The 11,671-nt window shown below is 44.6% G+C and carries 11 protein-coding genes and 2 tRNA genes; 4 read left to right on the top strand and 9 right to left on the bottom strand.

Going from position 1 to position 11,671, the window contains the following annotated elements; all coding sequences use genetic code 11:
• Positions 1-17 precede the first annotated feature (17 nt).
• Positions 18-2,009, top strand: coding sequence for an O-antigen ligase family protein (locus LEP1GSC058_RS05620; protein ID WP_016548703.1), 1,992 nt, complete (start codon positions 18-20; stop codon positions 2,007-2,009).
• Positions 2,010-2,024: 15 nt separating this feature from the next.
• On the opposite strand, the gene LEP1GSC058_RS05615 is transcribed toward LEP1GSC058_RS05620, so the two are convergent.
• The 3 genes from LEP1GSC058_RS05615 to guaA form a co-directional block, all read right to left on the bottom strand.
• Positions 2,025-2,111, bottom strand: a tRNA-Leu gene (locus tag LEP1GSC058_RS05615).
• Between the two features lie 32 nt (positions 2,112-2,143).
• Positions 2,144-2,214 (bottom strand) — tRNA-Cys (locus LEP1GSC058_RS05610).
• 57 nt (positions 2,215-2,271) lie between these two features.
• Positions 2,272-4,086, bottom strand: a complete 1,815-nt coding sequence (gene guaA / locus LEP1GSC058_RS05605; RefSeq protein WP_016548425.1) for a glutamine-hydrolyzing GMP synthase — start codon at positions 4,084-4,086, stop codon at positions 2,272-2,274.
• Between the two features lie 90 nt (positions 4,087-4,176).
• On the opposite strand from guaA, the gene queF reads away from it, so the two are divergent.
• Positions 4,177-4,596 carry a preQ(1) synthase gene (queF, locus tag LEP1GSC058_RS05600; protein ID WP_010569903.1) on the top strand — a complete coding sequence of 140 codons (420 nt, stop codon included), beginning with the start codon at positions 4,177-4,179 and terminating at the stop codon, positions 4,594-4,596.
• Positions 4,597-4,602: 6 nt separating this feature from the next.
• On the top strand, positions 4,603-4,866 hold the full coding sequence (locus tag LEP1GSC058_RS05595; protein ID WP_016548721.1) for a SemiSWEET transporter: 264 nt from the start codon (positions 4,603-4,605) through the stop codon (positions 4,864-4,866).
• 79 nt (positions 4,867-4,945) lie between these two features.
• Here the strand turns inward: LEP1GSC058_RS05595 and lsa33 are convergent, their stop codons facing one another.
• Positions 4,946-5,875 (bottom strand): surface adhesin Lsa33, encoded by a 930-nt coding sequence (gene lsa33 / locus LEP1GSC058_RS05590; protein WP_016548587.1) that lies wholly within the window; start codon positions 5,873-5,875, stop codon positions 4,946-4,948.
• Positions 5,876-6,295: 420 nt separating this feature from the next.
• Between lsa33 and LEP1GSC058_RS05585 the strand changes: the two genes are divergently transcribed.
• The gene (locus LEP1GSC058_RS05585; RefSeq protein WP_010569907.1) at positions 6,296-6,520 is read left to right on the top strand and encodes a ferredoxin; all 225 of its coding nucleotides are present in this window, start codon (positions 6,296-6,298) and stop codon (positions 6,518-6,520) included.
• Between the two features lie 70 nt (positions 6,521-6,590).
• On the opposite strand, the gene fliM is transcribed toward LEP1GSC058_RS05585, so the two are convergent.
• From fliM to argH, 5 genes are all read right to left on the bottom strand, one after another.
• The gene (gene fliM / locus LEP1GSC058_RS05580) at positions 6,591-7,616 is read right to left on the bottom strand and encodes a flagellar motor switch protein FliM (RefSeq protein WP_010569908.1); all 1,026 of its coding nucleotides are present in this window, start codon (positions 7,614-7,616) and stop codon (positions 6,591-6,593) included.
• Positions 7,613-8,602, bottom strand: a complete 990-nt coding sequence (locus LEP1GSC058_RS05575; RefSeq protein WP_016548596.1) for a hypothetical protein — start codon at positions 8,600-8,602, stop codon at positions 7,613-7,615. Before LEP1GSC058_RS05575 ends, fliM begins: the two co-directional genes overlap by 4 nt.
• Before the next feature lie 154 nt (positions 8,603-8,756).
• Positions 8,757-9,377: a hypothetical protein gene (locus LEP1GSC058_RS05570; protein WP_016548645.1), complete on the bottom strand. Its 621-nt coding sequence runs from the start codon at positions 9,375-9,377 to the stop codon at positions 8,757-8,759.
• Entirely contained in the window at positions 9,374-10,246 is an 873-nt protein-coding gene (locus tag LEP1GSC058_RS05565; protein ID WP_016548315.1) for a peptidylprolyl isomerase, read from the bottom strand. The genes LEP1GSC058_RS05570 and LEP1GSC058_RS05565 overlap by 4 nt, the downstream gene beginning before the upstream one ends.
• Positions 10,243-11,664 (bottom strand): argininosuccinate lyase, encoded by a 1,422-nt coding sequence (gene argH, locus LEP1GSC058_RS05560; RefSeq protein ID WP_016548646.1) that lies wholly within the window; start codon positions 11,662-11,664, stop codon positions 10,243-10,245. The genes LEP1GSC058_RS05565 and argH overlap by 4 nt, the downstream gene beginning before the upstream one ends.
• Positions 11,665-11,671: the final 7 nt, after the last annotated feature.

The following is an 11,671-nucleotide window of genomic DNA, read 5'->3' as shown; positions in this document are numbered from 1 at the left end:
TTTTTCCGTTCGTTCGTATGAAAGTACCCGCTTCTCAGAATCGACATTCAGGATTTCAGAACCTAACTTCTATCGCCGTGCGTGGGTCTTTCTATTCTTTCCTTCTATTTTTATCCGCGTTTCCATTATCAGTCTCTATCTCTCAAGTTTTCGCCGGGCTATCCATCTTTTTCTTTCTACTTTCCGGACCTAGTCATTGGCAAAAAATTCGACCGTTTCTAGTTCCTTGGTCCTTCATACTGATCGCCTATTTTCTAGTTTTCTTATCTTCATTGATTCATATAGAAGAATACGCTCGTTTCTGGAGAAGCTTTACGAGAGAATCCGAAGCCGGCGACTTTTGGTTAAGTTTCTTATTTCCCATCGGAGCTGTCCATGCCTCGAATAAGGATAATGCAAAACTTTTGAGGGGCTTTCTATGGTCGTCCCTTGTACTACTTTTGGTGTCCGGTTTCGTTTCCATTTTCAGCGAATATCGTTTAGGGAAATTTATTTCCAACGGATTTCAAAACGCCCCCGGAGATCGCAGACAACATCCCGCAGGTCTTCTCTTTGGACTGCAGACTTATTTACCGATAGGTTTGATGAACACTCATTTAACGTACGGAGGCCTCCTCTCTCTTTATCTACCGGGGATATTCGCGAATTTTTGGGAATCCATAAGAAGCCGATCTCTTTCCCGATTCTTACTGTTTAGCGGTACGTTTTTAATTTCTTGCTGGATATTTTTATTGAACCAAAGCAAGTCAGCTTGGTTAGGAGTTGCTTTCGTCTGCCTCTTTATTTTATTGCGATTCGTTCTAGAAACGAAATGCCATTTAACGGGAAAGGGTTTTCTAAAAGGGATCTTGGCGACTGTTCTGTTGCTAACGGTATTAGGAACCGGAATCAAATTCTTATACGAACAAAATTGGCTTTTGCAGAGAACCGTTTCCCAAACGCTGCAGGTGCAAACCCCGGAAAACCAAAGATATTGGATCTATAAAAATAGCATCCCGCTTTTACAACTTACTCCGTTTTTAGGAGTCGGAGGCGGTAAATTCAAATCCTCACATAAGAAAATTTCGGAGAATACGATTTCCCGGCAGGAGCAACTTTGGTACGAGTTGGAAATTACGCCTAACGTTCATGCGCATAATGACCTGCTCCAATTTTCCATCATCGGTGGATGGGCAAGCGCGTTGTTCCTTGTCTTGTTTTTCTTTTTTCTGTTTCGACGGATCGGTATCTCCGACCCCGACGAAACAGGACCTTCCGTGATCGGCGTCGGATCTTTATGGGTCGCGGGCTTTTTTCAATGCTATCTGTTGGATGACGAAGTTGTACTTCCCTTTTATGCGCTTGCAGGAATACTATTTGGACAACAGGGGAAAAAATCCCTCGCTTCGGTTAAATTCACTGGAATTGTGCTATTGATTCCTTTTTTACTCAATCTAGTTTTCTGGACATTCCGGCTCCGAACACCGACCGAGTTGGCATATTCACGACAGGTCAAGTCTACTGATCCGGTCTATGCCAAACAGTTGGAAGACCGAATTTTGCCGTTTCGTATAGCGGTAAAGGAACGGACGAATCGCTTAGACAAGGCGGTAACGGTTCCAAGTAATTGGGGAAGTATTCCCGCTCAAATTGAAGGATGCCTAACGCACCGATTTCCGAATCCTCCGGCGCTTCGAAAGGAGCCGTTTCAAATTGGTATCTATATCCGACCGGAAGCTTCCAATCCTCCTAAAGAAATCAAAATTATCGTAGTCGGTCGCGAGTCTTTCGACGAAGACCAGCTATACTGGTCTCACTCGCAAAACGATTTAGCGACTAATACGATGAAATTAACGCAAGGTTGGAATAAGTTCACTTGGAAGGAAACGTCGCTACTGCAACCGTCTCCGAGATTCCCGGATGGAGTTTTCTTTCGAGATTTTAAGATTTATTGGATGGGGTATGATCCTGCAAAACCTATGGATTTACCCGCTTTAGATTTCGGCGATCTATGCGATTTCAAGCTGTGAGCTGAATTTTCAAAATGGTACCTGGAGCGGGACTTGAACCCGCACGAGCGTGAACTCACAGGATTTTAAGTCCTGGGTGTCTACCGATTCCACCATCCAGGCAAGAGAACTAGGCGTTTTGTTCCCAAGCAGCCAGGCGTCGCCCGGATTCGAACCGGGGATCAAGCTTTTGCAGAGCCATGCCTTACCACTTGGCCACGACGCCGTTATGAGGTATGTTTTCGTCAAGGGGTAAGGTGTCAATAGAAATCTACGGATTAGGTTATTCCCACTCGATCGTCCCCGGCGGCTTGTTCGTTAAATCAAAGAACACATACCGGATCTTAGAAATCGATAGGAGACTTTTTTCTAGCTCACCTAAAACTTCCGGCTGCAAAGGAAAGAAACTCGCAGTCATCGCTTCCTGTGAGTTCACAGGTCGCAGAACGATACTTCTTTCTTCCGGAGAATTACCGATAGGAAGTAAGACGACGGGCATTTGCCAAATGTCTCCGTAAATTTTCCGTTCTTGTAAGACATTTTCGACAATCGCATCCGCTTCACGTAATAGGTCGGAATTTTCTTGATCCAGGTCGAGTCGCTGAAACGGAAAATTCAAATCCTTCACGGAGACTTTACTCGGAGCCACCAAGAGGACGACTCGATTCACGGAAGAACTCCGATTCGTGATATGGGTAGAAATTTTATTCCAGTCGTCCCAATTTTTATGCCCCGAAAGAACCGCGCAATGCGCGTACGAGCGTCTGTCCCCTTTTACCCCTACCGAAGCGACGGGTAGAAGTTTCCCGGAAACTCCCGGAAATTCTTTTAGAATAGTCTCGAGTTCGTTTTGGACTAGTTCGCTTGTATCTTGTTTTTGCGAAATCATCCTAACGACTAAGCCGGGACCAGGAAAAGGATGGCGTAAGGTCCATTGCTTCGGAAGGCCGAGATAGGTGCCTAACTCCCGAACCTCGTCTTTATACAGATCCTTAATCGGTTCGACTACCTTACCCTCTTCCATTAATTTCTGAATCGCTTCGACTCGATTATGATGCGTCTTAATAGTATGAGAATGCTTTGTTCCGCCGCTTTCAATCGTGTCCGGATAGATTGTTCCTTGTCCGAGTAGCCATTCATCGGAATTCAGACCCAGTTCTTTCGCGCAATCTTCCTGGGCTTGCAGGAATAAGTTTCCCACGATTTTTCTCTTTTCCTCCGGATCGGTTTTTCCTTTTAAATTGGAATAAAAAAGATCCGACGCATCGTGTATATGGAGATGAATACCTTGGGAACCTAAATTTTCCTCCAGATGCCTAACTTCGTCTTTCCGCATAAATCCGGTGTCTATTAAAACTCCCTTAACCCTATCTTTCCCCAATGCCTTGGTGAGCAATAAATAGGAAACGGTGGAATCGACTCCTCCGGAGACGAGTAAAAAGACTTTTTTATCGGAAGGAACCGTTTTGCCCAGTTCCTCTTCCTTTAAAGAAAGATACTGAGTTAGATCCCAAGTATTTTCAGCGCCGCATATCTTAATGAAATTTTTTAGGAGTTCGTTTCCTTTTTCAGTATGAGTGACTTCCGGATGAAATTGAATTCCGAATTTCCTTGCAGAGAGATTCTCGACTACCGCAAATTTGCAATCCAGGGAGGAAGCCGTGACTTGAAATCCGTTCGGTAAGCGAACGACTTCGTCGCCATGGCTCATCCAAACCACTTCTCCGCCGGCATAACCTTTTAGGAGTTCGGATCCATTTTGGGGAACTAGATCCAAGGAAGCTTGGCCGTATTCTGCGATACCCGCCTTTTTTACTTCTCCCCCCAAAAGTTTCATCATCAATTGATGGCCGTAACAAATACCTAAAACCGGAATGTCTAAATCGAAGACCCGAGCCGATATGGAGGGTGATCCATCTTCATAAACGCTTTCCGGGCCGCCGGAAAGAATTAATCCGGCAAGTCCCTGATACGTTTCTTCGGATTCATCATCCGAAAGAATTTCCGAATACGCTCCCAATCTTCGGATCCTGGAAGCGATTAAATGAGCGTACTGACCGCCAAAATCGACGACGCCTATGACTTTACGTTGGTTCATTGCGAGAGAGTTCCGCCATCCGGAGAACCGGCTTAGTAAAAGGATTCACAGGGAGAAGCTCCGGAAAACTCTGGTTTCGGAGGAGGACGAATGGACGACCGACAGCAAGAAACAGGAGCATCTTCCTACGACGGAAGGCAGGATCATATTCCCACCCTGAAACTTCCCGAGATAGAATCTTTCGCCAATGTGTACGAAGGGAAGGATTACACAATCGATTTTACCATACCCGAGTTCACCGCGGTTTGCCCTAAAACCGGGTTGCCCGATTTTGGAACCATCGAAATCAGTTACGTCCCTCGAGATCGCTGCATCGAATTGAAGTCGCTAAAGGAATATATTTTAGCGTTCAGAAATCTCGGAATTTTTCATGAAAACGTTGTAAATCGAATCCTAGAGGATTTAGTAAAATCAGTGGAACCGAAATTCGTGCGTGTAAAAGGCGATTATAATCTACGAGGCGGAATTAAAACCGTCGTCACTAGAGAATATCGTTTAGAAGGCAACTAGAGAACTATGGAACCGGGAAGTTGGATCGGCTATCTCGCCTCTATTCTAACGACGATATCTTTCGTTCCGCAGGTAGTTAAGGTGGTCTTAGAAAGAAAAACTAGAGATATCTCGCGAAACATGTATATCGTTTTATCCGTTGGCGTCGGTCTCTGGCTGGCTTACGGAATCATCCGTGAAGATTTGCCGATTATTCTGGCAAATGCATTTACCCTGTTTTTGACTACGACGATTCTCTACTTCAAATTGAAAGAAAAGGAAGAATCATAATTCAATGCTTGATCTAAAAGAAAAACGTCAGGAAGACAAAAATTGCTTCCTGACGTCCGTTCCCAAGCGAGTCCGTTATTTATTTTGGAAGCGCTTGTTCTTTTAGAGACTTGCGTTGGTTCTCCAAATCTTTCTTAGCATCATCCATCGATGATTTTACTTTTTCCTTTTCTTCGGCACCGGATTTGCGTATTGCTTCTCTTTCTTCTTTACCGGCATTTTTAGTATCTTCTAAAAGTTTGCGATTTTCTTCTTTCGCGCCTTCGATCAGATCTTTATTTCTTTGCTTTTGATCTTCCAATCCTTGGAGTATTAGAGCTTTATTTTCTTGGAAATCTTTTAAAATTTCTTGGATTTTGGCTCTCTGCTCTTCCGTAACCGATTGGATCGTAGCGGAATCATTTTCTAACTCTTGACGCTCGGCATCGGAAAGTTCACCCTCGGTGAGTTCTTTTCCGTCGGAGCTGATTTTTTTACCGGCATCCGCGACGACTTGTTTGTTAGGATCGTCCGCGTCGGTCACCGAAACGGATCCGTTGGACACCAATGTATTTGCAGTCTTACCATTATCCTCTACTTGGAAATCCGTTCCGCGTACGGAAGCTACGACAGTCGGTGTAGAGACGTTGAATTGGCTGGTTTTTCCCAATTTGGTTGTGACTTTCGAAAAGATTTTTCCTTTATTCAGATTGAGATCGGCAAAGATTTCTCCGTTTTTGGAATCCACGAAGATCTTCTTCATTGCAAGAACGGTGTTTTCCTTAATCCGAATTACGACTCCGTCGGCAAGCTGAAGGTCGGCATACGAATCTTTACCGGTTTCGATGCGATCTTCCGGTAGTAAAAAGGAATTCACCGCTCCCGGCTTCTCCTTTCCAACTTTGTCGAATAATTTAACGGTTCCTTTTGCGAATGTGATCACCCCACCCTGCAAATCTTCCTTGGCTTTGCGACAATCCGCCAACATCGCCGTCACAATAAGTACTAAAACGATAGTAATACGTTTCATGTAGTTCTATTTCTCCCTTGGGAAATTGCTTTCCGGGAAGAATACATATGAAATAAATTTCCGTCCACATTTTTCCGGGCAAATTCCGGTAGCTATTAGAAAGTTCCGAACGGTCCATTTTTGGCCTTCTCTCGGTCTTTCCCATGAAATTTCGAAGGTCGATTTGCATCTCTGACGGATTCGGCTTCTTTAAGCAAGAAGCATTTATCAAGGCCCTGCTCTGCTCTCCGAACCGGAATACTCCTTTCATACGAAGATTGTAACTATTCCATTTTGGCGAGGTTCGGCTTTTCAGGAAAACTTATCATAGTCGGAGAATTCGAGTGGAAAGGGGTTGCTCTCCCAGCCCAGTATCGAAACTGTAGCTTAAGAACCCGTTTTCCGCTAGCAGTCAGGAAACTTTTGAGGAGAACCTAGCCTATGGCACAGACTAAAATAGCCTATGTGGACAAGGATAACTGCACCTCCTGTAATCAGTGTGCGGATAACCTTCCGAAATATTTTCAAATGGACGATAACGATACTTCTGAAACTCACATCGGTGGAGATCAGATTAACCAAGCTCCGATTCCGGAAGAGGAATGGAAAATCGTTCAGAAAGAAATGGATGAATGCCCAGGCGAGTGCATTCATTGGAAAAAGTGATTCTTATCGATTGATAAGTTTTTCTTTCAACTAAAAGCAAAAAGGCGGGTTAACACATCCCGCCTTTTTTTTAATATTCCTGTTCGGAACGCGTAGATCCGAGTAATTCGTCCGGAATATCTTCCACCCTATCTCCGATTTGGATCGCAAGTCGATTTCCGACTCGACCCGGCAGACATTTGAATTTTTTTCTCTCTCCTACTTTCACGAGCATATCGGCACGAGTCGTGGTATTTTCCAGCTTAACCACGTCTCCAACCGTTAAGTTCATAAAATCCAAAATCGAAATATCAACGGACCCGACTTCCGCTATCACAGGAATCTGAACCTGATCCAGTCGCTCTTGAATAATCGATCTGTTTTCATCCAGCTCACCCTTTCGGATCGAAGAATACCAATACTGCGCCGAAAGTTTATTAATGATCGGCTCGATCGTGATATAAGGAATACAAAGGTTGGTTAACCCTTCTACTTCCCCGATTTTGGTCTCCAAATTGATTAAGACCACCATGTCGTTGGGCGGAACCACCTGGGCAAACTGCGGATTCGTTTCTATGTTTCCCAATCGAGGTCGAAGATCGATCACAGTCGACCAAGCTTCTCTCATGTTTCCCAGGATTCGAACGATAATCCCTTCCATTACACTCATCTCGATTTCGGAAAGTTCCCGGGAGATCTTTGCAGTCTCACCCTTGCCCCCGAAGAGACGGTCGATAATCGTAAACGAAATGGAGGGATCGATTTCTAAAATCGCGGATCCTCGTAATGGATCCATATTAATGACGGCTAGAGTCGTAGGATTCGGGATAGACCGGATGAATTCCTCGTAGGTCAACTGGTCGACCGCTGCCACGTGCACATGGACGAGTGCTCGTAGCTGTGCCGATAAGCCGGTCGTTGCCAATCGCGCAAAGGTTTCGTGCATCATCTGCAAGGTACGGATTTGGTCTTTTGAGAACTTATCCGGTCGCTTGAAATCGTAGATTTTAACCTTCTTCTGTTCACCTACTGAGGAATACTCGTCTTCGCTAACTTCTCCGCTAGATATGGCGTTAAGTAGAGCATCGATTTCATCTTGCGATAGAATTTCGGTCATTTCCGTACCTTTGCTAAAAGATTGGCAACCTTCCAAAAGGCCCCGGTTTCTTCCGGAACCCTTCGAAGTGTAAACTCGTATTCGTAACGTACCTGGACTTTATTCAATCTACGTTCCACGGCGACTCTTACTTTCGCCAAGTTAGAGTTTATTTTATCCACACTGAGAATTTTATAATATTGTAGCACACCAGCGCGGTTTTCCGTCAGGAATTTTCTAAATTCTTCCAGGATGAAGTCCTTTTCGGATTCCTCGGCTTGCGCCCAATCCCGGGAATAACGATCATAAGCCTGAACATACTCCGGGAAATGAATCCATTTAAAATGCAATTTCCAATTTCCTTTCTTTTCGGCGCCTAGGAACAGATGAATTACTTCTTCCGGTTCTAAACCGTCGATGACCGGATCCTGATAAGGAACCCCCGGCAAAATCCAATCCTTTCGCCTTTCTTCCACGGAAAAATACGGATGGTTTTGGGATCGCACAAAATGATCCCTATACTCGGATATATTTGGGTAGAAGTAAGCGGTCACAAAATACTTTTTTCCGGCTTCCAATTCGTAAAGTTGATCTAACCGGATTTCCTTTGAAAAGGTTTCATCCTTGTGCAGAATGATTTCCTTTACCTCGTCTCCAACTAAATTCTCCACCCTATTTCGTCGACGAAGCACGGAATCCACCTTCGGTTCCTCTTCGATTTTCGATACAGTTCTACCGTCTTCGTCTCTTACGATCACTTGGAAGGAACGTAGATCCCTACCGTAGGGAAAAATTCGAAGCACCTCGTTTCCGGTATTTCTTACCGAGAGTAACGCTTTCACCGGCTCGTTTTCACGGTATTGCATCTTTGGGAGCTTTAGATCAACGATTCCCTGTTGCCGAACATAATTTTCGGAGACCTCTCCCCTTGCGTCCCTCTTCGGATATGCGTTTATCGTTTGATAGGCTAAAAATAGTAGTATTATGCAAATCCGAACGAGATTCATCCCAGTACCTTTCAAAATCAACCGAGAGATAAACATACCGACTCGGTTGGAAACCTATTTAAAGGTTCCTCGTACAATCTTTCGGCAAAATCGGAAGAAATCCTTCCAAAAAACCCTGGTTTACTATGAAATTAAAGGGGAGAAACGTCTTCCGTTAGGAGTTTGGACCGGCGTCTTCGATGATATAATCCGCGATTCGGATCAGCCTTTTTAGGATAGGTCGAATCTTTCCGTATTCTTCGTAGCATTCCTGCATTCTTTCCAGCAGCGGCGAGATGAGCGACGCCGTCTTCGGTGAGATGTACAAACTGGAAATATTCTCTTCGGACAGTTTATCCGCAGAATCCAAACTTTCAAAAAATTTATGTAATTCCTTGATCAGCGATTCGTCCGCCAAGTCGTTCCTCTCGAATGTACCCTCAATTTTGAGAATATAATCCATCAGAGTCTGCTTAAGTTTGGCTTCGTCTTCTGTCGGACGTCTTTTGCCGGTCATTGAATTTACTTTGCTATATCGGGTCATCGCCTCTTCATAAGCCTGACTAACTGATTCCCGAATCTTCCGAACGACTCGAAAAATTTTGAGAATCTTCACAAAGTCTAAAGATGATTCTCCCTCCGATTTGGCGTCGATAAGAATCGATTCCTCTTCCTTTTCATCCAAATCCAACGCCGCCAAGGCCTCTAAAACCTTGGCCGTCCCCCCGGCTCCTGAGGAAGTACCGATCTCCTTTGCGATTAGGAAATAAGTTCTCTTATTCCCGTCGGAACTCATGGATTCACAGTTCTCCTGTCGACGATCAAGATACGCCGAATGATGGATTTTGAGTTCCCGGAAGCCACGATTTTATCCACAACCTCGGCTCCTCGAACGATCTGACCAAAAACCGTATGCAGGCCATCTAGGTGCGGCGTGTCGACCTGATTGATGAAAAATTGAGAACCGTTTGTGTTCGGTCCCGCGTTTGCCATCGCAAGCGCTCCTTTAATGGCTCGATGGCTATTTACGACCTCATTGTACCGATAGCCGAGACGATACAGCACTTCCATGACTGAGAGATTCTTAGCCTGCTCGAAGTTCTTTTCAAACTCTTCCTTCTTGTCTTCGAATTCCCTCATGCTCTTGATCCCCATTTCCTGAATTACGACTCTTTGTAACTGCCCGGTATAATATGGAACCTGCCCGACTCTCTGTTTATCCAAACCTAGAGATTTTGCATTGATTTCATCTTCAAATCTGTAACCCGGCCCTCCGGTTCCGTCTCCGTTGGGACATCCGCCCTGAACCATAAAACCTTCGATCACTCGATGAAACGTAAGTCCGTCGTAAAACGGTTTCTTTTGCTTCTGACCGTTTCTGGCCGTAAATTCTTTTTCACCCTGGGCCAAATCGATAAAGTTTTGCACCGTCTTAGGAGCGTCCTTGTCGAAAAGTTCGGCGACTAAATCGCCCTGAGTCGTTTGTATCACCGCATAAATCCCGGGTTTGTCGGGAAGTCCCAGATAGTTTTGGTCTAAGCGATGAACCGTTACCTGCATTAAAGTATACGGCTCCGGTCGATATTTCTGCTCCGAATACGGATTATTTTTGCAGGCTCCGATTACGATGAAGCTTAGTAACGATAGTATTAAGAGACGATTCATTTTTCCATCCTTGGTAAAGATTTTAAGCAATCCAGTGCAATTTTTAACTGCTCGATTTGACGAGCCTTAGCTGTCCCACCGTAACTGTTCTTTTTATCTGCCGATAATTCCAAAGAAACGGCATTAGAATATTCTTCCCCTTTAAAGTAAGAAGAAATCGAGGTCCGAATATCTTCCGAAATCGTAAAAAGGGTCTCCCCTCTTTCACTGCATTCCGATACGAGTTTTCCGACAAGTTCATGAGCCGTCCGAAATGGCACGCCTTTCTCTCCTACAAGAAAATCTGCCAAATCCGTCGCAGTTGCAAAACCCTCTTTCAAGGAACGTTCCCCTCTCTCCGGGCGAAACTTCATTTCCCGAACCATGGCTTCTAATCCTTCCAGACTGATCAAGAGAGTGTCCACGGTATCGAACAAAGGTAGCTTATCTTCCTGTAAATCCCGATTGTATGTGAGCGGTAGACCTTTTAAGAGTACAACCATATGATTTAAATTTCCGATGACTCTTGCTGCCTTCCCTCGTATCAATTCTGCGATATCCGGATTCTTTTTCTGAGGCATAATGGACGAGCCCGTAGTTAACGCGTCGGGTAGCTTTATCAAACCGAATTCTTGAGAAGCATAAAGAATTAAGTCCTCACAAAACCGAGAAGCGTGAATCATGCATTGAGTGCTTGCAAACAAAAATTGTAAAAGATGATCTCTACCGCTAACCGCATCCATCGAGTTCGGAGAAATTTTTGACAGTTCCAATTCGGCTGCCAAAAATTCTCGATCGTTGGAATAATTTACCCCAGCCATAGCTCCGGAACCTAAAACCAATTCGTCATTCGTGGATCGAACGAACTGGAAAAAATCACGATCTCGTTTAAACATCCAAAAATACGCCAGGATAAATTGGGAGGCCCGAATCGGTTGTGCAACTTGCAGATGCGTGTATCCAGGGATAATCGTGCCTACGTTCGCCTCGGCTAAAGTATAAAGTGCCTCTAATAAAGAATCTAATCCCGCTTGGATATCCTGAATCCGACCGCGAATATAAAGTCTTACGTCTTGAGCGACCTGATCGTTTCGAGATCTGGCAGTATGAAGTTTTTTGCCGACCTCTCCCTTTAGCTCGGTCAGACGATTTTCCACATGCATATGGATGTCTTCTAAATCCGTGCGAAATTCGAACGAGCCGGATTCTATTTCCGCTTCGATGATACCGAGTCCGTCTACAATCGCTTCCAATTCCTTAGAGGTTAAGATGCCGATCTTTTCCAGCATCTTTGCATGAGCGCGACTTCCCTGCAGGTCTTCCTTAAATAATTTTTGATCGAAAGAAATGGATTCACCGATCCGCTCCATAATGGAAGAGGCTTTCTCTTTAAATCTGCCTCCCCAAAGTTTTCCTTTCTGATTTGCTTTATCTTGCACGAGTGTT

It is taken from the genome of Leptospira fainei serovar Hurstbridge str. BUT 6, from assembly GCF_000306235.2.
Classification (GTDB): Bacteria; Spirochaetota; Leptospiria; order Leptospirales; family Leptospiraceae; genus Leptospira_B; species Leptospira_B fainei.
The sequence above is the reverse complement of the archived record's forward strand: the minus strand, read 5'-3'. Positions and strand labels throughout refer to the sequence as shown.

Excerpts from the sequence above, each read along its gene's own strand:
- LEP1GSC058_RS05620 (WP_016548703.1), top strand. The coding sequence starts at position 18 with ATGAAAGTACCCGCTTCTCAGAATCGACATTCAGGATTTCAGAACCTA.
- guaA (WP_016548425.1), bottom strand. The coding sequence starts at position 4,086 with ATGAACCAACGTAAAGTCATAGGCGTCGTCGATTTTGGCGGTCAGTAC.
- queF (WP_010569903.1), top strand. The coding sequence starts at position 4,177 with ATGGACGACCGACAGCAAGAAACAGGAGCATCTTCCTACGACGGAAGG.
- LEP1GSC058_RS05595 (WP_016548721.1), top strand. The coding sequence starts at position 4,603 with ATGGAACCGGGAAGTTGGATCGGCTATCTCGCCTCTATTCTAACGACG.
- lsa33 (WP_016548587.1), bottom strand. The coding sequence starts at position 5,875 with ATGAAACGTATTACTATCGTTTTAGTACTTATTGTGACGGCGATGTTG.
- LEP1GSC058_RS05585 (WP_010569907.1), top strand. The coding sequence starts at position 6,296 with ATGGCACAGACTAAAATAGCCTATGTGGACAAGGATAACTGCACCTCC.
- fliM (WP_010569908.1), bottom strand. The coding sequence starts at position 7,616 with ATGACCGAAATTCTATCGCAAGATGAAATCGATGCTCTACTTAACGCC.
- LEP1GSC058_RS05575 (WP_016548596.1), bottom strand. The coding sequence starts at position 8,602 with ATGAATCTCGTTCGGATTTGCATAATACTACTATTTTTAGCCTATCAA.
- LEP1GSC058_RS05570 (WP_016548645.1), bottom strand. The coding sequence starts at position 9,377 with ATGAGTTCCGACGGGAATAAGAGAACTTATTTCCTAATCGCAAAGGAG.
- LEP1GSC058_RS05565 (WP_016548315.1), bottom strand. The coding sequence starts at position 10,246 with ATGAATCGTCTCTTAATACTATCGTTACTAAGCTTCATCGTAATCGGA.